The organism is Caulobacter soli, assembly GCF_011045195.1.
In the GTDB taxonomy this organism is placed as follows: domain Bacteria; phylum Pseudomonadota; class Alphaproteobacteria; order Caulobacterales; family Caulobacteraceae; genus Caulobacter; species Caulobacter soli.
Genome location: NZ_CP049199.1, coordinates 105,682 through 124,363 on the forward strand (window position 1 = coordinate 105,682; position 18,682 = coordinate 124,363).

Genomic DNA, 18,682 nt, shown 5'->3' on the forward strand with positions numbered 1-18,682 from the left:
ATCGCCGCTTCGGGTCGGTACCAAGCGCCCTCCTCCGCGACGGAGACAGGATCATTGTGCGGGCGGTTTGAGCGCCGAGGGCTTGTGACGCTGATTTTTCTTCAGGGCGTTGAAAGGGTTGGGATTCTTTGCGGTGATGGCGAGGATCGAGGACACCCGATCCCCCTAAAGACCCCTCTCTTAGAGAGAGGGAGGGACCCACCGCGAAGCGGTGGGAGTTTCACCGCCAGCCGGCAAATCTCAGCCCGTCAGCGTCGCTTTTGGGGCTTCGGGGGAAGCGCACCGCGCTTGGCGCCGTGGATTGGACCGCTGCCCGAAGACCGGCTGAACGACCGCGTTTCATTCGGTGAGAGTGTAACCTCTCACCCTCCCATGGCTTCGCCATGGGCCCCTCCCTCTCTCAAAGAGAGAGGGATTCGAACGCCGCCTCAGTAGGCGCGCCCCTGTGGAAACCGACGCTCAAAACGCCGCAGTGAGCCCCAACCTCTGACTCGCGCGCGGTTTTCCACTATATAGCCCCACCATGAGCCGCACCTTTCTCAAGATGAACGGCCTCGGCAACGACTTCGTCGTGATCGAGACCCTGACCCAGCCCTTCAATCCGACCCCGGACGAGATCCGCGCGATCGCGAAACGGGGAGAAGGCGGAATCGGCTGTGACCAGGTGATCGCCATCGACCCGCCGCGCGCCGAGGGCGCCAGCGCCTATGTGCGGTTCTGGAATTCGGACGGCGAGGAGACCGGGGCCTGCGGCAACGGCACGCGTTGCGTGGCCTGGCTCCTGATGCAGTCGGGCAAGAAAGATTCCGTGGCCTTCGACACCGTGGCCGGGCGCCTGTCGGGCGTGATGGCCGGCGACAAGCTGGTCACCGTCGACATGGGCCAGCCGGGCCTCGCGTGGAACCAGATCCCGTTGTCGGAAGAAATGGACACCGTCGGCGTTGAGCTGCAGGTCGGTCCGATCGACGCGCCGCTGGTCCACACGCCCGGCTGCGTCTCGATGGGCAATCCGCACGTGGTGTTCTTCGTCGACGCTCCGGTCAGCGACGAGTTCGCGCGCGGCACGGGCAGCCTCGTCGAGCATCACCCGTTGTTTCCGGAAGGCGTCAATGTCGGCTTCGCCCACATCGCCGCGCGGGATCACATCCAGCTGAAGGTCTGGGAACGCGGCGCGGGCCTGACCGCCGCCTGCGGCACCGGCGCCTGCGCGGCCCAGGTCGCCGCCGTGCGTCGCGGCCTGACAGACCGCGTCGCCAAGGTCGAGTTCGAGAGCGGCGCCCTGACCATCGAATGGCGCGAGGCCGACGGCCACGTGATCATGACCGGCCCGGTGACGATGGAGTTCGTCGGCAAGCTGCCGGAGCTGGCGGCGGCATGAGCATCCACCCCGCCATCAAGGCCGGCGCCACCGCCGTGATCACCGGCGCGGCCGACGGCATCGGCCTGGCCGCCGCCCAGGCCTTCGCCGCGCTCGGCATGAACGTGGTCATGGCCGACATCATGGGCCGAGCCCTGAAGAAGGCCGCCGACGCCATCGGCGACAACGCCCTGGCCGTGGAGACCGACGTCGCCGACCGCGCGGCCGTCCAGGCCCTGCGCGACGCGGCGGTCGAGAAGTTCGGCGCCATCGACGTCTTGATGAACAACGCCGGGGTCGGCGGCGGGGGCGACGCCTTCTCGGGCGAGGACCCGTGGAAGCGCGTGCTCGACGTCAATCTGTGGGGCGTGATCAACGGCGTCCAGGTGATCGGCGAAGAGATGGCCGCCAGCGGTCGTCCCGGCCTGATCATCAACACCGGCTCCAAGCAGGGGATCACCCAGCCGCCGGGCAACACGGCCTACAACGTCTCGAAGTCGGCGGTGAAGGCCCTGACCGAGGGGCTAGCCCACACCCTGCGCGAGATCGTCGACTGCCAGGTCGACGCCCGCCTGCTGATCCCCGGCTATGTCTTCACCGGCATGACCCGGCGCGGCGCGGCCAAGCCGGACGCCGCCTGGACCTCGGAACAGACCGTCGCCTTCATGCTGGAAAGCATCCAGCGCGGCGACTTCTACATCCTGTGCCCCGACAACGACGTGCCGCGTTCGGTCGACGAAAAGCGCATGGCCTGGGCCATGGGCGACGTCATCGAGAACCGCCCGGCCCTGTCGCGCTGGCATCCCGACTGGAAGGACGCCTTCGCGGCGTTCGTCGAAGCGCCGTGACGACCTACACCCTCATCTCGCGTCCCCCGACGCTCAAGCCCGCCGTGGGTGAGGAGGGCGGACCGGCGACGACGATGTCCGGGCCGGACGGCGTCGACGTCGTCACCTTCGGCTGCCGGCTGAACGCCTATGAGTCCGAGGCGATCCGGGCTCGCGCCTCGGCCGACGGCCTGCAGGATGCGGTGGTGTTCAACACCTGCGCGGTGACCAACGAGGCCGTGCGCCAGGCCCGCCAGGCGATCCGCAAGGCCCGTCGCGAGCGGCCGGACGCCCGGCTGATCGTCACCGGCTGCGCCGCCCAGATCGACCCCGCCGCCTTCGCCGCCATGCCCGAGGTCGACCTGGTGTTGGGCAACGCCGAGAAAGCCGCGCCGGGCGCCCTGCTCGACACCTCCACCCGCGTGCGGGTCAACGACATCATGTCGATCAAGGAGACCGCCGGGCACCTGATCGCCGGCCTCAAGGACCGCGCCCGGGCCTATGTCGAGGTCCAGAACGGCTGCGACCACCGCTGCACCTTCTGCATCATCCCCTACGGCCGGGGCAACTCGCGCTCGGCCCCGGCCGGCGAGGTCGTCGACCAGGTGCGCCGCCTCTCCGCCGAGGGCTATCGCGAAGTGGTGCTGACCGGCGTCGACGTCACCTCCTGGGGCACGGACCTGCCGGGCCAGCCGACCCTGGGCCAGCTGGTGGGCCGGATCCTGAAGCTGGTCCCGGACCTGCCGCGCCTGCGCCTGTCGTCGATCGACGCGGCCGAGATCGATCCGGACCTGTTCAAGCTGCTGGAGACCGAGCCGCGGCTGATGCCCTATCTGCATCTGAGCCTGCAGGCCGGCGACAATCTGGTGCTCAAGCGCATGAAGCGCCGCCACAGCCGCGAGGACGCCCTGAAGCTGGTCGCCCAGGTGCGCGCCGTGCGCCCCGACACCGCCTTCGGCGCCGACCTGATCGCCGGCTTCCCGACCGAGAGCGACGAGGCCTTCGAGAACACCCTGAAGCTGGTCGAGGAGGCTGGGTTAGCCTTCCTGCACGTCTTCCCCTACAGCGCCCGCCCCGGCACGCCCGCCGCCCGGATGCCGCCCGTGAAGGGCCCGGTGATCAAGGACCGCGCCCGCCGTCTGCGCGAGGCCGGCCAGGCGGGTCTCGAACGCCACCTCCAGCGCCAGGTCGGCCGCGTCCTGTCGGGTCTGGTCGAGCGCGATGGCGTGGCCCGGGCCGAGGACTTCACCGAGATCGCCTTTGCGGGCGACGCGCCCCAGGGCCAGATCGCCGCCTTCCGGGTGACGGGCCACGACGGAGCCCGAGTGATTGCGGAGCTCGCCGCCTAGGCATGAACGGTCGCCGCCTGATCGCCGTGCTGGTCGCGGCCCTGCTGTCGCCGACCCTGGCGCCTGCTCAGACGGGGGCCCAGGCGGTTCCCCTCGTGCCGGCCATCCCCGCGCCGGCCACCGAGGACACCCCGCCCGCCGCGTTCACGCCGATCGGCCCGATCCAGCCGATCGAGCTCAGCGTCATGACCTACAATGTCGAGGGCCTGCCCTGGCCGGTGCGGTTCGGGCGGGGCTCCAAGCTCAAGGCCATCGGCGCCCAGCTGGCGGCCTTGCGCGAAAAGGGGATCGAGCCCGACGTCGTCCTGCTGCAGGAAGGTTTCCGCGACGAGGTCGACGACCTGATCGAGCTGTCCGGCTATCCCTATGTCGCCAAGGGCCCGCGCAAGAAGCAGCGCGATGGCAGCCAACTGAACCGCGAAGACTATCCGCGCTACAAGCGCGTGAAATACCGCCGCAAGGGCGAGGGCTGGGGCAAGTGGGGCTCCAGCGGCCTATGGGTGCTGAGCAACCACCCGATCAACTGGGTCAAGTCGCACGCCTACCACTATTGCGCGGGCCTGGACTGCCTGGCCAACAAGGGGGTGATGCTGGTCAGTCTCGACGTGCCCGGCCTGCCGGTTCCGGTCGAGATCGCCGACACCCACCTGAACTCCAAGGGCGCCTCGGGCGTGCCGCGCAATCGCAACCGCTCGGCCCACCATCTGCAGGCCGCCGAGCTCGGCCAGTTCATGGCGACCGACCGCACGCCCGGCGCGCCGCTGATCGTCGGCGGCGACTTCAACGTCATGCACGCGCCGGACCGCTACGACTACGTGATGCAGCGCTATCCGTTCGAGGTGGTCAGCCAGGTCTGTTTCCAGACGCCGGAAAGCTGCGACGCCAAGATCTCGGCCGACGGCGACGCGCCCTGGCTCGACACCCAGGACCTGATCGGCTTCAAGCCCGGCGACAAGGTGGCGATCCGGCCGATCCAGGTGGAGGCCCGCTTCGACGGCTCGGCCACCGGCGGGCCGGTGCTGTCCGACCACGACGCCTATGAAGTGACCTTCCGTCTGACGCCGATCCCCGCCCTGCGGGTTCCGCCGCACAAGCCCTGAGGTCCGTCATGTCCGATCTTCCCCTGACCGGAGGCTGCCAGTGCGGCGCGGTGCGTTTCCGGGTCGAGGGCGAGCCGGGCCGCGCCTCGATCTGCTGGTGCCGCATGTGCCAGAAGGCCTTCGCCGGCCCGTTCGGGGCCCTGGTCACCGTCAATATCGCCGACCTGACCTGGACGCGCGGCGCGCCCGCCCGCTTCCAGAGCTCCGACGCGGTGCGGCGTGGCTTCTGCGCCGCCTGCGGCACGCCCCTGACCTACGAATGGAGCATCGACAAGATCGACCTGGCCGTCTTCGCCTTCGACGACCCGTCGCGAGTGGAGCCGGGCGTCCAACTGGCCGTCGAGGGGCGTCCCGCTTGGATGGACCACCTGGTCGACATGCCGGTGCGACCGCCGATGGGGCCATCGGGCGCGGTGGTCAGCCGGCAACATCCGGATCACGAGACCTGAATTTCCTCTTCCGCCGAGGATTGGTCTGCTCGTAGCCGACGCAACTGGCGCAGGAGATCGGCGCCGTCCCGTGGGGACAGCCGCAGGGCCTGGAGCGAAAGGCGAAATTCGCGCGTGCCGAAGGGGGCCATCAGGCCGCGCGCCGGTTCCTTGAGAAGAATTCGGACGTCCTTGGCGGCGACGCCTCGGATCGGCGACTTCTGGAGCGAAAGCGACTTGATCATCGTCCAGGGGAGTGGCCGGAACAGAAGGCTCGGATGCAGGCGCAGGCCCTGATGATCGGCCTGAAACAGCGGGCTCGGGTCCGTCAGTCGCCAGACAAGGCTGGCCGCGAACCAGATCGCTGGCGGGATCGCGACCAGGCACGCCAGAAGCTCGCCGGCGCCGTGCGGCCGGCCCATGGCCGAGACGACGGACCAGCCCATGGCGGCGATAAATCCCAGGGTGATGGTCAGATAGAACAGACTGTTGGCCGGGCCGCCTTGCAGCTTGATCGTCGTCTCGCCCTCGAACCGGTTCGCATGGGTCATACGTCGTCTTCCGCGTGCGCGCCGGACCCGCGCAGCACCTTGAGTCGTCGTAGCAAGTCGGCCGCCTCCCTGTGGGAGAGATCGAGGTCCATCAGCCGCATCCGGACTTCGAGCGAGCCCCAGGGGTAGCTCAGAGAGCGCGAGGGCTCTCGCAGCAGCACCCGGATTTGGCCCCGTGCGCCGAGGCCTCGACTTCTGCCGTACGGGTCGCTCTGGATCGACAGCGAGCGGATGGCCGACCAGGGCAGGGGCGCGGGCGCGAAGCTGGGATGCAGCCGTAGTCCTTGAGCGTCGGCCTGGAAGAAGGGCTGGTGGTTCCGCAGCCGCGATACCGATCCCATGAAGGCCCAGGCCAGCACGGGCAGGGTCAGGACCGCGAAGACGCCGATGCCGGGATCGTCGCGAGAGCCGTGAAAGACGCCGTCGATCACCAGGCCGACAACCAAGCCCAGCCAGGCCACATAGAGTCCCAGATAGACGATGTCCGACGTACGGCGACCCTGGAGGATGATCGTCATCTCATCCTCGAACCGCGGCCTGTGCTTGTTCAAGCCTCCTCCTCGCCCCCGGCGAACCCCGGCAGGCTCCAGCCGAACTTCAGGGCGCAGGCCCGCAGGCCGAAGGCGGTGGCGAAGCCGGCGATCCCGGCGGGCCAGAAGTCGAGATGGAACAGCGTGGTCAGTCCCGCGAACACCGCCGCGCCGAACAGGGCCGCGGTGATGTAGATTTCGCGGCGTAGCAGCAGGTTCGGCTCCTCGGCCAGCACGTCGCGGATCACGCCGCCGAAGGCGGTGGTCAGTACGCCCATGACAATCGCCGTGAACGGATGGACGTGCAGGCTCAGCGCCTTGGCGGTGCCGACCACGCAGTAGGCGGCCATGCCCAGGGCGTCCAGCCACAGCAGGGCCCGGAACCGCCAGCCGCGCTTGCCCAGCATCCAGACCGCGACGGCCGCCGCCAGACAGACCATCACGTAGCCGGGTCGCTGGATCCAGAACACCGGCGCGCCGATCAGCAGGTCGCGCAACGTGCCGCCGCCCACCCCGGTGATGGCCGCGAAGAAGCCGAAGGTGATGATGTCGTGCTTGCGATGGGCGGCCGCCAGCGCGCCGGTCGCCCCGAACACGGCGACGGCGGCGTAATCCAGCCAGAATAGGGTGGTCGATAGCGCGTCCATTGGCGTTTCATGCCACGTGCCGCTAAAGGAACGCCATGAGCGAAAAGCCCGAGCAGAAAAAAGGCTGGTTCCAGCGCCTGACGTCGGGCCTGGCCCGGTCGTCCCAGCAGATGACCGAGCAGGTCACCGGCGTCTTCGTCAAGAAGCCGCTGGACCAGGAACAGCTGGACCAGCTGGAAGAGATGCTGATCGAGGCGGATCTGGGCCCCCAGATCGCCGCGCGCATCACCGACGCCTTCGGCAAGGCGCGGTTCGGCAAGTCGTCGACCGAGACCGAGGTCAAGGAAGCCTTGGCCGAGCTGGTCATGGCCGAACTGTCCGACCGCGAAGGCGTGTTCGATCCCCTATCGGGGCCCAAGCCCTATGTGGTGCTGTTCATCGGCGTCAACGGCTCGGGCAAGACCACCACCCTGGGCAAGATCGCCTCGGACCTGACCCTCAACAAGAAGGCCAAGGTGCTGATCGCCGCCGGCGACACCTTCCGCGCCGCCGCCGTCGAGCAGCTGAAGGTCTGGGCCGACCGCGCCGGGGCCGACTTCATGTCGCGGCCGCCCGGCGCCGACGCCGCCGCCCTGGCCTACGAGGCCGTCGAGCGCGCCAAGCTGGAGGGCCACGACGTGGTCCTGATCGACACCGCCGGTCGCCTGCAGAACAAGCAGGGCCTGATGGACGAGCTCCTGAAAGTCATCCGGGTGCTCAAGAAGGTCGACGCCGACGCGCCGCACGAGACCCTGCTGGTGCTGGACGCCACGGTCGGCCGCAACGCCCTGGCCCAGGAGAAGATCTTCGGCAACCAGGTCGGGGTGTCGGGCATCGTGATGACCAAGCTGGACGGCACCGCGCGCGGCGGGGTGCTGGTGCCCGTGGCCCGCGCCTCCGACAGCCCAATCAAGCTGATCGGCGTCGGCGAGGGCGTCGACGACCTGCAACCGTTCGACGCGCGCGCCTTCTCGCGTTCGCTGGTGGGCCTGGAAGACTGATCATGACCGACACGCCGCCCGCCGAGACCCCGAAGAAGAAGAACGCCGCCTGGGTGCGCACCGCCGTCGACTACGGCGCGCCGATCGCCTTCGCCGCGGCCTTCTTCCTCACAAAGAACTTCCAGACCGCCACCTGGGTGCTGGTCGCCGCCTCGGCCCTGGCCCTGATCCTGGGCTACGCCGTCGAGCGCCGCGTGGCCCTGCTGCCACTGTTCTCCGGCGTCATGGCCCTGATCTTCGGGACCCTGGGCTTGGTGTTCCACAGCGACGTATTCGTGAAGATCAAGGTCACGGTGGTCAACGCCGCCCTGGCGATCTTCATGATCGGCGGCGTGCTGACCGGCCGCGCGCCGCTGAAGGCCCTGATGGGCGAGGCCATCCATCTGCCCGACACGGCCTGGCGCACCCTGACCCTGCGCTATGGCGGCTATTTCGCCTTCGCCGCCGTCGCCAACGAGCTGGTCCGCCTCACCCAGACCACCGACATGTGGGTGAAGTTCCGAATCGGCCTGCTGCCCCTGGCCCTGCTGTTCTCGCTCAGCCAGGTGCCCTTCATGATGAAGCACATCGCCAAGGGCGACGAGGCCCAGACCCCCGAACCGCCGGACGCGGGGTTCTGATCTCTTTGATCCGCTCATCCCCGCGAATGGCGTAGGAGCCTAACCGGCAGCCCACGGACCATCTGTCGTCAAAACGACGTGTAACCGTGGTACATAAAGGTCCGTCGACGGAAACGAGGGACGGACGGACCATGGCGAAGACCAAGGGCGATAAGGACGGCAAGAGCGATCACGGCGGGGCCTTGGCCCGTTCGCCCAGCCATCTCCTGCACCGGGTCCTGCAACTGGCTCTCGACATCTATGCCGAGGAGAGCGGAACCGGCGGGATCACCCAGCGCCAGTTCGCTGTCCTGGCCGCCGTGGCCGAGAACGAGGGCGTCACCCAGACGGGCCTGGTCCGCGCCACCGGCATCGACCGCTCCACCCTGGCCGACATGGTCGCCCGGATGATCACCAAGGGCCACCTGGAGCGTCATCGCTCCGACCAGGACGCCCGCGCCAACACCGTCAGCCTGACCCCCGCCGGCGCCGCCGTGCTGGAGGAAAGCCGCCCCAAGGTGGCCATGGCCGACGCCCGCATCCTGGCCCTGCTCAAGCCCAGCAAGCGCGAGGGCTTCCTGGAGCTGCTGGCCGACATGGCCGTCACCGACGTTCACGCCGAGCCGGAAGCCAAGGCCAAGAAGCTGAAGGCGCCCAAGGCCGAGAAGGTCGCCCACAAGGACGGCAAGAAGGACAAGAAGCCCAAGAAGGAAAAGGCGGCCAAGAAGGCCGCCTGATCCTCGACCGGGCTTCAGCCCAGCTTCATCGACAGCTCGACGTCCTCGGCGAACGGCGTGGACAGGTAGCCCGCCTCGGGCGAGCGGACGCGCGCCAGATAGTCGGGGCTGTAGTCGGCGTTGTCGGCGACGATCAGCGCGCCCGGCCGCAGGCGGCTTTCCACCAGGCCGAGGATGTCCGGGTAGAGGGCCTTGGCGCCGTCCAGCAACAGCAGGTCGATCGTCTCTGGCAGGTCGGCGCCGAGCGTCTGTAACGCGTCGCCCTCGCGGATCTCCACCAGGTCGATCAGGCCGCCGGCGGTCAGGTTGTCCCTGGCGCGCGCCACCTTGGACGGCTCGAACTCGGTGGTGATCAGCACCCCGCCGCCGTTGTCGCGCAGGGCGGAGGCCAGATAGAGGGTCGACAGGCCGAACGAGGTTCCGAACTCGACGATCGTCCGCGCCCCGCAGCCGCGCGCCAGCATGTAGAGCAGCGCGCCCGTCTCGCGCGACACCGCCAGCGGGAAGTCCTTCATCTGGCTGTAGAAGTCGAGATAGTCGGTCTTGCTCTGCATCAGGCGGCGGTGCTGTTCGACCGACAGGGCGGCCGCCAGGGGGCTGTTCATCGGCGAGGCGGCGTCGGCCTCTTCGAACAGGCGATCCAGCAGGGGCGCCACCGGGGCGGTGGTCAGGGTGGTCATGGGAAATTCCGGTCTGAACGGCGCGTCCTTGCGCCGCCCCGAAAAATGCGACTAATTCGTCAGGTTGACTATTCGCATCGCCTCGAGCCCCGATGACCGATCGCCCAAGTCCCCGGATTTCCTCAAGGAAACAGCCCAAACAGGCCCGTTCGACCGACCTCGTCGCGGCCGTCCTGGAGGCCGCTGTTCAGGTTTTGGCCAAGGAAGGCGCCCAGCGCTTCACCACGGCGCGGGTGGCCGAGAAGGCCGGGGTCAGCGTCGGCTCGGTCTATCAGTACTTCCCCAACAAGGCCGCGATCCTGTTTCGGCTGCAGAGCGACGAGTGGCGCCAGACCACCGGTTTGCTGCGCGCCATCCTCGAGGACGCCGAGCGTCCGCCGTTCGAGCGGCTGCGCGACCTGGTGCACGCCTTCATCCGCTCCGAATGCGAGGAAGCGGAGATGCGCGTGGCGCTGGGCGACGCCGCGCCGCTGTATCGCGACGCGCCCGAGGCCCAGGACGCCAAGGCGGCGGGCGCCGGGATCGTGCAGGGCTTCATGCGCGAGGTGCTGCCCGGGGTCCCAGAGGCGGCGCGAGTCCTGGCCGGCGACCTGGTCAAGGACACGCTCAGCCAGGTGGGCAAGGCCTTCTCGGAGAGCCCCCGGACGCCCGCCGAGATCGCGGCCTATGCCGACGCCATGGCCGACATGTTCGGCGCCTATCTTGAGAGCCTGGAGCGCGCCGCCGCCCGAAAGCCTTAGGCCCCCGCCCGGCGAAGCTCTAGGATCGCGCCACGCCGAAAGGGCGGCTCGGCCCGCTGGACATCCCCGGCGCGCGAGCGTCCAGGCAGGAACCACGATGGCCAAGGGTCAGAAGAAGTCCAACAAGGAAGTCCGCAAACCCAAGGCGGACAAGAAGGCCGCCCCGGTCTCGGCCTCGCCGTTCATCGTCACGCCGGGGAAGAAGTAGTCCTCACGCCAGCGTCAGGATCAGCGGCCCGCCTCGGGTCGCGACCAGGGTGTGCTCGTACTGCACCGTGGCCTGGCGCTGGGGCGGACGCAGGGTCCAGCCGTCGTCCAGCTCCTCGACCCAGTCCGCGCCGAGCGACAGGAACGGCTCGATCGTGAAGACCAGGCCTTCGGGAATGATCCGGCGGTCGCGCGGCTCGTGCCAGGTCGGGATCTCCGCCGGATCGTCGTGCAGCGAGCGGCCGACGCCGTGGCTGGCCAGGTTGCGCACCAGGCTGTAGCCGTTCTTCTGGGCGAAGGCCTCGATCGAGCGGCCGACCTCGTTCAGCCGCCCGCCCGGCTTCACGGACCGGATGCCGGCCCACATCGCCCGGCGGCCGTCACGGCACAGGCGCTCGATGCGCTTGCTGACCGGCGGCACGGCGAAGCTGGCGCCCGTGTCGCCGAAATAGCCGTCCAGCTCGGCCGAGACGTCGATATTGATCAGGTCGCCGGCCTTCACCACCGTGCCGTCGGGGATGCCGTGGGCGCAGTCGGGCCCCACCGAAATGCAGGTCGCGCCCGGGAAGTTGTAGGTCAGCTCGGGCGCCGACCGCGCGCCCTCCTTCTCCAGCAGGGCGCGGCCGTAGTCGTCCAGCTCCTGGGTGGTCATGCCGGGCTCCAGCGCCGCGCCCATCGCCGCCAGAGTGCGGGCCACCAGGCCGCCGACGGCGCGCAGCTTGTCCAGCTGGTCTTCGTTCTCGATGGTCATGGCGGGTCTCCGTGGTCGTCGGCGCACGATGTCGGGTCGGGCGGGCCGGCGCAAACGCAAACCGCCCGCCTCGCGAACGAGACGGGCGGCTGACGATCAAAGTCTAAAGCGGCGAACGCCTAGGCGGGCTGGTGCACGCCGGCTTCGTTCAGCCATTCCAGGATCTTGGCCTTGGGCATCGCGCCGACCTTCATCGAGGCCATCTGGCCGCCGCGGAACAGCATCATGGTCGGGATGCCGCGCACGCCGTAGCGCGACGGGGTGGTGGGGCTGTCCTCGATATTGACCTTGGCCACGGTGACGAAGTCGGCCAGTTCCTCTGAGATCTGCTCCAGGGCCGGGGCGATCTGCTTGCAGGGCCCGCACCATTCGGCCCAGAAGTCGACCAGAACCGGCTTGTCGGCCTGCAGGACGTCCTTCTCGAAGGACTCGTCGGTCACCGTCACGGTGCTCATCTCTTGGCTCCATCTGCGCTCGGGGGCGCGCTAGAAACTGTCATTTCGGGGATTCGCTCCCCGTCTTGCAGCAAGATTTAGGGACCCGCGAGCCCCTCGGCAATGATCTAGAACAGCCGGGCCAGGGCGGCGGCCATCACCTTTTCTGGAACCGCCATGAGTTTGGGACCGTCCGTCCACACGATCGCGGCCTCGATCGGGCGGTCGGGGAACACCTCGGCCAGCACGGCGGCGTAGACCGCCATCTGCGACAGATAGGCCGGATCGGCGTTCTCGATGCGGTCGGGCGAGGGGCGGTTGGTCTTGTAGTCGACCACCAGGACGCGCTGCGGCGTGACCACCAGACGGTCGACCCGGCCGGAGATCTTCAGCTCGGCCGGCAGCGTGCGCGCCCCGCCGGCCACCGAGACTTCCGCCCGCGAGCCAGGGCCGAACACGGCGGCGAAGCGATCGTCCTCGAGCACCCCGAAAGCGGCTGCCGCCATCTCGGCGCGCTGGTCGTCGGTCAGGTCGCGTTCGGCGGCCAGCAGCCGGCCGGCGGCGGTCCGGCGACCGGCGGGCTCGATGTCGGGCAGAAGCTGCAGCAGCCGGTGGATGATCTCGCCGCGCCGGTAGCGGCCCAGGCCCGACACCGCCGCCAGGGGCGAAGGCGCGCTGCCTCGGGCCTCGTCCTCCAGGGTCGAGGGGGCGGCGTAGCGGGCGGCGGGCGTCTCGGGCGTGGCCGGGGCCAGGGTCCAGGCGGGCGTTGGCACTAAGGCGGGCGCCAAACGCGGAGCCAGGACCTCGGCCTTCATCGGATCGGGACCGAAGCGCTTGCGGCCGTCATCGGAGATCTCGCGGACGCCCGGCGCGATGTCCTCGTGGGCGAAGGCGGCCTGGGCGGCGGCGTACCAGCCGCCGACGTTCTCGTCCTTGGTCCGCGCGTCGATCCGGCCGCACAGGACCAGGCGATCCCGCGCCCGGGTCAGGGCCACGTAGTAGAGGCGCAGGGCCTCTTCGGCGTCCTTCTTCTCGCGGCGCTCGCGAGCCTCGGCCGAGGCCGCGCAGTCATTGGCCTTGGACGCGCACCACAGGAAGCCGCCGTCCTGCGTCTGCATCAGCGGCGAGCCGCGCGCCCCGCCCTTCATGGTGGTCTCGGGCAGGAAGACGATCGGCGCCTCCAGGCCCTTGGAGCCGTGGGCGGTCATCACCCGCACCTCCTGGCGCGCGCCCTCCATCTCGCGCTTGACCACGATATCCAGGCTGGCGAAGTCGGCGACCAGGGCCTCCAGGTCGCGCACGCCGCGCTGCTCGGCGGCCAGGATCTGGGCCAGGAACTCGTCCAGGGCCTCGGCGGCTTCCTCCCCCAGGCGGGTCAGCACCTTGGCGCGGTTGGAGCGGACGCTGTCGTCCACCCGGCCCAGCAGCAGGGCGTAGAACTCGAACGGCTGCTTGCGGCGGCTCTCGGCCAGGGCCCAGCGCAGCAGGTCGCGGGCGGCGGACCAGGCCGGCTGCTCGGCGGCGCGCTCGTTCACGGCCCGCCACAGGGTGGAAGGCCGCCCCTTGGCCAGGGCGTAGAGATCGTCGTCCGACAGGCCGCAGACCGGGCTCTTCAGCAGCGCCGCCAGGGTCAGGTCGTCGTCGGGGAACAGGCAGAACCGGCCGAGCGCCAGCAGGTCGTCGAACACGATGTGGGCCGACAGGCTGAGGCGGTCGGCCCCGGCCACCGGCACGCCGCGCCGCTTCAGGGCCCGCAGCACCTCCTCGAACAGCGCCTTGCGCCGGCGCACCAGCACCAGGATGTCGCCGGGGTGAGCGGGACGCCACTGGCGGGTCTCCTTGTCGAACACCGCGTCGCCGCGTCGGATCAGCGCCTGGATCTCGATGGCGATCTTCTCGGCCAGGCGCCGGTTGGCGCCGTGTTCGGTCTCGGCGTCCAGCGGCGCGTCCCAGGCCTCGCGCTCCTCGCCGGGCAGCTCGCGCTCCAGCGGCCAAAGGTCCACGCAGCCCTTGTGGTCGACGCGGAACGGGGTGTGGCGCACCACGTCCTCGCCGGCCGGCGCGGGCACGCCCGACCGCGTCTCCGGGGCCGAGAACAGGGCGTCGACAAAGCTCAGCACCTCCACCGTCGAACGGTAGGAGGTGATCAGCGGCACGGCCTTGCCTACCTGTCCGACGTCGGTGATCTGGGCGATATAGCTCTGGGTCTCGGCCAGCAGGCGCTGGGGATCGGCGCCCTGGAACGAGTAGATCGACTGTTTCTCGTCGCCGACCACGAACAGGGTGCGGGCGTCCTGAGCCTGGTTCTTGTGTTGCTCGCGCCAGCGCACCGCGCCGGCCCCGGCGAAGAAGTCCGAGGTCAGGGCCCGCAGGATCGCCCACTGCTCGGGGGCGGTGTCCTGGGCCTCGTCCAGCAGGATGTGATCGATGCCGCCGTCCAGCTTGTACAGCACCCAGGCCGCGTCGACCTTCTGGGTCAGCAGCACCTTGGTCTTGTCGATCAGGTCGGCGAAATCCAGCGCGCCCCGGGCGTCCTTCTCGATCTGGTGCGAGGTCACGTAGAGGGCGGCCAGCCGCAGGGCGTCGCTGCTGTCCTCGGCCACGCGGGCGGCGCGCAGCCATTCGCGGGCTTCCTCCAGCCGCTCCTGCTCGGCCAGCAGGCGGACGCGCAGATGCTCGTGGGCCTTCAGGCCCGAGGTCTTGGCCGGCCAGGTCGCGGGCGTGCCGGCGCCCTTCTCGGTGAACAGGGCGGCCAGGGCCTGGTCGAGATCGGCGTCGGGATCGACGGCCACGGCCCGCAGTTGCCCGGCGCACTTGATGTCGGTCTTGGTGCCGTTCAGCAGCACGTCGGCGACCGCGCGCCACAGGTCGCGGTCCAGTTCGGCCATGGCTTCGGCCATGACGTCCGCGACGCTGCTGGCCCCGTAGTGGAAGCCGCAGACCTTCCAGACGTCGTCGACCGCGCCCTGCAGGCCGCCGACCTTGTCCAGATACTCGCCGATCGCCCCGCGCTGGCTTTCGAAGGTGGCGAACATCGCCTCGAAGCTGGCGAAGTCCAGGGCCACCGAGAAGCGGGCATAGGCCTCCGCGAACGCATCGTCGTGATCGGTGACCCAGGTCGCCACCTGCCGCAGGGCGCCCTGGGCGATGGCGGCCGAGGCGCTGTCGTCCATCACCTGGAAGCCCGGCGAGACCCCGGCCTCCAGCGGAAAGCGCCGCAGAAGCTTTTCGCAGAAGGCGTGGATGGTCTGGATCTTCAGCCCGCCCGGCGTCTCCAGCGCCTTGGCGAACAGGCCCCGCGCTTCGGACAGCTGCTTGTGGCTGAAGTCGGCGGGGTCGCGGCCCTCCAGAGACCCCAACTGCTCGCGCAGCTTGACGTCGGGCGTGACGCACCATTCGCCCAGGCGTTCGAACAGGCGGCGCTGCATCTCGGCGGCGGCGGCCTTGGTGTAGGTCACGCACAGGATCGCCTCGGGCGACGAGCCGGCCAGCAGCAGGCGCGCGACCCGGTCGATCAGGGTCTTGGTCTTGCCCGAGCCGGCGTTGGCCGTAACGAAGGCCGAGATGGCCGGATCGGCGGCGATGCGCTGGGGGTCGATGGTGGTGGTCAGAGCGTCGGACATGTCTAGGTCCTCCCCCCATGGGGGAGGCGATCGCGAAGCGATCGGTGGGGGGATAGAGCGGCGACGGGGAAACATTCCCCCCTCCGTCGGCTCCGCCGACACCTCCCCCACAGGGGGAGGACCTTACTGGAGAGGGGGAGGCTCATTCGCCGCCCTCCCCGTCGTCACCGCTCGTCGACCACTCGAACACCCGCGCCAGGTGCCCATAATCCCCCGCATGGTCGTGCACGAACTGCGGCGCCACGCGCGACAGATACGGCTGTCTCGGATTGTCGTAGCGCTCGATCAGCGCCCGCAGGCCGTTCAGCGCCTTGATCGCCGCCTCCTGGGCGTCGACTCCGGCGGCGGCCCGCACCTCCTCGACGCCCGCCGGCTTGCGGCCGGTGACGCGCAGATAGGTCAGGTCGCCGGGCTCGCGCGGGCCGATGTCCTTGAAGCCGCCTTCGCGCAGGATGGCGGCGGTCAGGGTCAGCTGGGGCGAGAAGCCGGTCTCGACCTGCTTCTTCGATGGCGCGGCGCCGGTCTTGTAGTCGAGGATGTGGGCCATCCCGTCGGCGGTGGGCTCGATGCGGTCGGCCTTGGCGGTGACGGTGAAGGGCCGGCCGCCGATGTCGAAGGTCAGTTCGCCGGCGGCCTCCACGACGATCCGCTCGGCCCCGGCGCGGCGGCGGGTTTCCAGATCGGCGACCCACAGGGCGGCTTCGCGCGCCAGGGCGCGTTCACGGGCCAGCGCCGCGGCGGGCATGCCGGCCGCTTCCAGTTCGCCCAGATAGAGGCCGGCGAAGATCTCGGCGGCGTTCTCCGGCACGGGACCGGGATGCTCTTCGGCGAATTTCTCGAACGCCGCGTGGATCGCCGTGCCGCGCGCCCGCGCCTCGACCGGCTCGTCGGGACGGTCCAGCGGATAGAGCTTGAGGATGTCGCGGGCCCAGACGGCGTAGGGGTCGCGGGTCAGGGCCTCGACGCGGGTGACGGCCATCTTGCGCGGACGGTCGGCGACCGGCGGCGTCGGGGCCGGGCGGGCGATGGGCGCGTAGGGGCCGGGGGCGTCCAGGTCGCGGGCCCAGGCCAGGACATCAGGACGCTCGGTCAGGCGCAGGCCGGCGCCGCGCGCCAGGGTCTTCAACCGCCACAGCCAGCGGCTCTCCACCGCCGGCGCCCCGCCGCGTCGCTCGCTGTGGACCAGGATCACGTCGGGCGCGCAGGCGGCCTGGGCGAAGTCGTGGGCGGTCAGGCCGATGCGGCGCTCGGGCGGCGGCAGGTTCAGCTTGGCGCGCATGGGCCGCGACAGGAACGGGTCGATCGGCGCGCCGCGCGGCCAGATCCCCTCCTCCAGCCCGGCCAGGATCAGCCGGTCGGCCCGCACCATCCGCGCCTCGATGGCCCCGAAGATCCGCAGGCGCGGGTGGGTGGCCCCGCCGGTGCGCAGGGTCTCCTCGTTGACCATGCGGTCGAACAGGTCGGCGAAGCCGATGGCCGAGGCCGGCGGCAGGACGACACCGTCGGTGATCAGCGACGACAGCAGGCTGGCCAGGCTCTCGCCCGCCGACCCGGCCCACAGGTCGGCGGGATTGGCCAGGGCTTCCAGCGCCTCGACCAGGGCCCGCGCGGCGGCGGCCGGCTGGCCAGCCTTGGGGTCGGCGACATAGGGCAGGGCGACCCGGTGGGCGGCGGCCAGGACGCGCTCGATCAGGGTCTTGGCGTCGGGATATTTCTCCAGCCGCTCCAGCAATTGCGCCGCGTCGCGTGGGGCGGGGCCGCGCAGGCCGTAGCGCTCCAGGTCGCGAGCGACATCCAGATCGCCGCGCAGCAGCGGGTGCTTGGCGACGGCCAGCAGGCGCACGGGATCCAGCGGATCCACCGCCAGGCCGGCCACATGCTGGGCCAGGATGGCGGCGGCGCTGGCGGCCAGGGGCGCGCCGGCCGAGCTGTCGGGGATCACGCCCCAGCGCACCAGCCGGGCGTTGACCCGCCGGGCCAGCTCCTGGTCGGGCGTGACCATGGCGGCGGTCAGGCCAGGGGTCTCCAGGGCCTCGCGCAGCAGCAGGGCGCAGGCGACGGCCGCCTCCTCCTCGGTGCGGGCATTGACCAGGGACAGGCCCTTCAGCCCCTCCTCGATCGGATCCAGGCCTGGGGCTTCCGCGCGAAGCCGGTCGATCTGGGCCAGCCAGTCGGCGGTGGCCTGGGCCGGACGCAGGGCCTCGTTGATCAGGCGGCGACGCCAGCGGCCCCGGCTGTCGGCCTCGGGCCACCAGGGGCGGACGTCGGCGCGGGTCGCCCCGGCCCCGTCCAGCAGGCGCTTCATCGCCCCCTGCGGATGCTGCTCGCCCTGCACGCCCTCGATCTGGTCCCAGGCGTCGTCGGCCAGGCCGTCGTCGAGGCCCGGCAGCACGACCGCGCCCTGGGGCAGGTTGGCGATCACCCGCAGTAGGCGGGCCGTGGCCGGGGCCGTGCCGGTCGAGCCGGCGGCGACCAGCACGCCCTGCGGCGGGTTGGCTTCCCACTGGTCCGAGAGCGCGTTGAGCAGCCGCACGCGCCGGTCGCTGACGTCGATCAGCCCCATCTCGTCCAGCCGCTTGGGCCAGGCGGTCAGCACGGCCTTCAGGAACCGGGCCGAGACCTGCCAGTGCTGGGCGAGATCCCCTTCGGCCAGGCCGTCCAGGCGGCCGTCGTCGGTGATCACTTCCTCGATCTGGCAGCTGTCGAGGAACTCGGCCAGGGCCTTGGCCATCTCCAGCGCCTGGCCGGCCTGGGGCTGGAACGACAGCAGGTGGCTGTTGTCGGCGACCAGCCGCGCCAGCTCGAACCGGCGGCGGCGCGAGGAGACGGCGGGCGGCAGGTCCAGGCTCAGTTCGCCCGGCTCGAATGGCGGCTCGCCCTCGTCCAGGTCGCCCAGCGGCCGGATCTGCGGCAGCAGCAGGGCCTTGCCGCCCCTTCCCAAGCTTTCAGAGGCCGCGACAAAGGCGTCTGCCAGGGCGCGGGCGCCGCGCCTCGTGGGAGTCAGGACGGTGGCGGCGGGCAGGGCCTCGGGCCCCAGCGGCGCCAGGGCGTCCAGCAGCCCGCGCGCCAGGTCCTCGACGAAGGGCCGGTGGGCGGGGATCGAGAACCATCTTGGCCCCGGGCGGTCGAAGGGGCCGACCAT

Annotated in this window: 18 protein-coding genes; 10 read left to right on the forward strand and 8 right to left on the reverse strand. The window is 70.2% G+C overall.

The window, feature by feature from the left end; all coding sequences use genetic code 11:
* Nucleotides 1-523 precede the first annotated feature (523 nt).
* The 5 genes from dapF to G3M62_RS00525 are packed head-to-tail and all read left to right on the forward strand — an operon-like array spanning nt 524 to nt 5,082.
* Complete coding sequence (dapF, locus tag G3M62_RS00505) at nt 524-1,378, forward strand: diaminopimelate epimerase (protein ID WP_165183945.1); 855 nt, start codon at nt 524-526, stop codon at nt 1,376-1,378.
* Entirely contained in the window at nt 1,291-2,205 is a 915-nt protein-coding gene (locus G3M62_RS00510) for an SDR family NAD(P)-dependent oxidoreductase (protein ID WP_165183946.1), read from the forward strand. The genes dapF and G3M62_RS00510 overlap by 88 nt, the downstream gene beginning before the upstream one ends.
* Nucleotides 2,202-3,533 (forward strand): tRNA (N(6)-L-threonylcarbamoyladenosine(37)-C(2))-methylthiotransferase MtaB, encoded by a 1,332-nt coding sequence (gene mtaB, locus G3M62_RS00515; RefSeq protein WP_165183947.1) that lies wholly within the window; start codon nt 2,202-2,204, stop codon nt 3,531-3,533. The genes G3M62_RS00510 and mtaB overlap by 4 nt, the downstream gene beginning before the upstream one ends.
* Nucleotides 3,534-3,535: 2 nt before the next feature.
* Nucleotides 3,536-4,633 carry an endonuclease/exonuclease/phosphatase family protein gene (locus G3M62_RS00520; RefSeq protein ID WP_165183948.1) on the forward strand — a complete coding sequence of 366 codons (1,098 nt, stop codon included), beginning with the start codon at nt 3,536-3,538 and terminating at the stop codon, nt 4,631-4,633.
* Nucleotides 4,634-4,641: 8 nt separating this feature from the next.
* Nucleotides 4,642-5,082, forward strand: coding sequence for a GFA family protein (locus G3M62_RS00525; RefSeq protein ID WP_165183949.1), 441 nt, complete (start codon nt 4,642-4,644; stop codon nt 5,080-5,082).
* On the opposite strand, the gene G3M62_RS00530 is transcribed toward G3M62_RS00525, so the two are convergent.
* The 3 genes from G3M62_RS00530 to G3M62_RS00540 are packed head-to-tail and all read right to left on the reverse strand — an operon-like array spanning nt 5,070 to nt 6,789.
* Entirely contained in the window at nt 5,070-5,612 is a 543-nt protein-coding gene (locus tag G3M62_RS00530; RefSeq protein WP_165183950.1) for a hypothetical protein, read from the reverse strand. The genes G3M62_RS00525 and G3M62_RS00530 overlap by 13 nt on opposite strands.
* The gene (locus tag G3M62_RS00535; RefSeq protein WP_165183951.1) at nt 5,609-6,130 is read right to left on the reverse strand and encodes a hypothetical protein; all 522 of its coding nucleotides are present in this window, start codon (nt 6,128-6,130) and stop codon (nt 5,609-5,611) included. The genes G3M62_RS00530 and G3M62_RS00535 overlap by 4 nt, the downstream gene beginning before the upstream one ends.
* A gap of 29 nt (nt 6,131-6,159) precedes the next feature.
* On the reverse strand, nt 6,160-6,789 hold the full coding sequence (locus tag G3M62_RS00540) for a trimeric intracellular cation channel family protein (protein ID WP_165183952.1): 630 nt from the start codon (nt 6,787-6,789) through the stop codon (nt 6,160-6,162).
* A 35-nt stretch (nt 6,790-6,824) separates the two neighbouring features.
* On the opposite strand from G3M62_RS00540, the gene ftsY reads away from it, so the two are divergent.
* From ftsY to G3M62_RS00555, 3 genes are all read left to right on the forward strand, one after another.
* Complete coding sequence (ftsY, locus tag G3M62_RS00545) at nt 6,825-7,769, forward strand: signal recognition particle-docking protein FtsY (RefSeq protein ID WP_165183953.1); 945 nt, start codon at nt 6,825-6,827, stop codon at nt 7,767-7,769.
* A gap of 2 nt (nt 7,770-7,771) precedes the next feature.
* The gene (locus G3M62_RS00550; protein ID WP_165183954.1) at nt 7,772-8,389 is read left to right on the forward strand and encodes an inner membrane-spanning protein YciB; all 618 of its coding nucleotides are present in this window, start codon (nt 7,772-7,774) and stop codon (nt 8,387-8,389) included.
* 131 nt (nt 8,390-8,520) lie between these two features.
* Nucleotides 8,521-9,105, forward strand: coding sequence for a MarR family winged helix-turn-helix transcriptional regulator (locus tag G3M62_RS00555; protein WP_165183955.1), 585 nt, complete (start codon nt 8,521-8,523; stop codon nt 9,103-9,105).
* 14 nt (nt 9,106-9,119) lie between these two features.
* On the opposite strand, the gene G3M62_RS00560 is transcribed toward G3M62_RS00555, so the two are convergent.
* Nucleotides 9,120-9,785, reverse strand: coding sequence for an O-methyltransferase (locus G3M62_RS00560; protein WP_165183956.1), 666 nt, complete (start codon nt 9,783-9,785; stop codon nt 9,120-9,122).
* Nucleotides 9,786-9,877: 92 nt separating this feature from the next.
* On the opposite strand from G3M62_RS00560, the gene G3M62_RS00565 reads away from it, so the two are divergent.
* Both G3M62_RS00565 and G3M62_RS00570 read left to right on the forward strand, forming a co-directional pair.
* The gene (locus G3M62_RS00565) at nt 9,878-10,525 is read left to right on the forward strand and encodes a TetR/AcrR family transcriptional regulator (protein ID WP_165183957.1); all 648 of its coding nucleotides are present in this window, start codon (nt 9,878-9,880) and stop codon (nt 10,523-10,525) included.
* 97 nt (nt 10,526-10,622) lie between these two features.
* Complete coding sequence (locus G3M62_RS00570) at nt 10,623-10,733, forward strand: hypothetical protein (RefSeq protein ID WP_165183958.1); 111 nt, start codon at nt 10,623-10,625, stop codon at nt 10,731-10,733.
* 3 nt (nt 10,734-10,736) lie between these two features.
* On the opposite strand, the gene map is transcribed toward G3M62_RS00570, so the two are convergent.
* The 4 genes from map to addB form a co-directional block, all read right to left on the reverse strand.
* Nucleotides 10,737-11,483: a type I methionyl aminopeptidase gene (gene map / locus G3M62_RS00575; RefSeq protein WP_165183959.1), complete on the reverse strand. Its 747-nt coding sequence runs from the start codon at nt 11,481-11,483 to the stop codon at nt 10,737-10,739.
* A 119-nt stretch (nt 11,484-11,602) separates the two neighbouring features.
* On the reverse strand, nt 11,603-11,938 hold the full coding sequence (gene trxA, locus G3M62_RS00580; protein WP_165183960.1) for a thioredoxin: 336 nt from the start codon (nt 11,936-11,938) through the stop codon (nt 11,603-11,605).
* 107 nt (nt 11,939-12,045) lie between these two features.
* Nucleotides 12,046-15,540 (reverse strand): double-strand break repair helicase AddA, encoded by a 3,495-nt coding sequence (gene addA / locus G3M62_RS00585; RefSeq protein ID WP_165183961.1) that lies wholly within the window; start codon nt 15,538-15,540, stop codon nt 12,046-12,048.
* A 142-nt stretch (nt 15,541-15,682) separates the two neighbouring features.
* A complete protein-coding gene (addB, locus tag G3M62_RS00590; protein WP_165183962.1) occupies nt 15,683-18,682 on the reverse strand; it encodes a double-strand break repair protein AddB in 3,000 nt (999 codons plus the stop codon).

What these genes read in the sequence shown, in the direction of transcription:
- dapF (WP_165183945.1), top strand. Translation starts at nt 524, where the DNA reads ATGAGCCGCACCTTTCTCAAGATGAACGGCCTCGGCAACGACTTCGTC.
- G3M62_RS00510 (WP_165183946.1), top strand. Translation starts at nt 1,291, where the DNA reads ATGGCGCGAGGCCGACGGCCACGTGATCATGACCGGCCCGGTGACGAT.
- G3M62_RS00520 (WP_165183948.1), top strand. Translation starts at nt 3,536, where the DNA reads ATGAACGGTCGCCGCCTGATCGCCGTGCTGGTCGCGGCCCTGCTGTCG.
- G3M62_RS00525 (WP_165183949.1), top strand. Translation starts at nt 4,642, where the DNA reads ATGTCCGATCTTCCCCTGACCGGAGGCTGCCAGTGCGGCGCGGTGCGT.
- G3M62_RS00530 (WP_165183950.1), bottom strand. Translation starts at nt 5,612, where the DNA reads ATGACCCATGCGAACCGGTTCGAGGGCGAGACGACGATCAAGCTGCAA.
- G3M62_RS00535 (WP_165183951.1), bottom strand. Translation starts at nt 6,130, where the DNA reads ATGACGATCATCCTCCAGGGTCGCCGTACGTCGGACATCGTCTATCTG.
- G3M62_RS00540 (WP_165183952.1), bottom strand. Translation starts at nt 6,789, where the DNA reads ATGGACGCGCTATCGACCACCCTATTCTGGCTGGATTACGCCGCCGTC.
- ftsY (WP_165183953.1), top strand. Translation starts at nt 6,825, where the DNA reads ATGAGCGAAAAGCCCGAGCAGAAAAAAGGCTGGTTCCAGCGCCTGACG.
- G3M62_RS00550 (WP_165183954.1), top strand. Translation starts at nt 7,772, where the DNA reads ATGACCGACACGCCGCCCGCCGAGACCCCGAAGAAGAAGAACGCCGCC.
- G3M62_RS00555 (WP_165183955.1), top strand. Translation starts at nt 8,521, where the DNA reads ATGGCGAAGACCAAGGGCGATAAGGACGGCAAGAGCGATCACGGCGGG.
- G3M62_RS00560 (WP_165183956.1), bottom strand. Translation starts at nt 9,785, where the DNA reads ATGACCACCCTGACCACCGCCCCGGTGGCGCCCCTGCTGGATCGCCTG.
- G3M62_RS00565 (WP_165183957.1), top strand. Translation starts at nt 9,878, where the DNA reads ATGACCGATCGCCCAAGTCCCCGGATTTCCTCAAGGAAACAGCCCAAA.
- G3M62_RS00570 (WP_165183958.1), top strand. Translation starts at nt 10,623, where the DNA reads ATGGCCAAGGGTCAGAAGAAGTCCAACAAGGAAGTCCGCAAACCCAAG.
- map (WP_165183959.1), bottom strand. Translation starts at nt 11,483, where the DNA reads ATGACCATCGAGAACGAAGACCAGCTGGACAAGCTGCGCGCCGTCGGC.
- trxA (WP_165183960.1), bottom strand. Translation starts at nt 11,938, where the DNA reads ATGAGCACCGTGACGGTGACCGACGAGTCCTTCGAGAAGGACGTCCTG.
- addA (WP_165183961.1), bottom strand. Translation starts at nt 15,540, where the DNA reads ATGTCCGACGCTCTGACCACCACCATCGACCCCCAGCGCATCGCCGCC.
- addB (WP_165183962.1), bottom strand. Translation starts at nt 18,682, where the DNA reads ATGGTCGGCCCCTTCGACCGCCCGGGGCCAAGATGGTTCTCGATCCCC.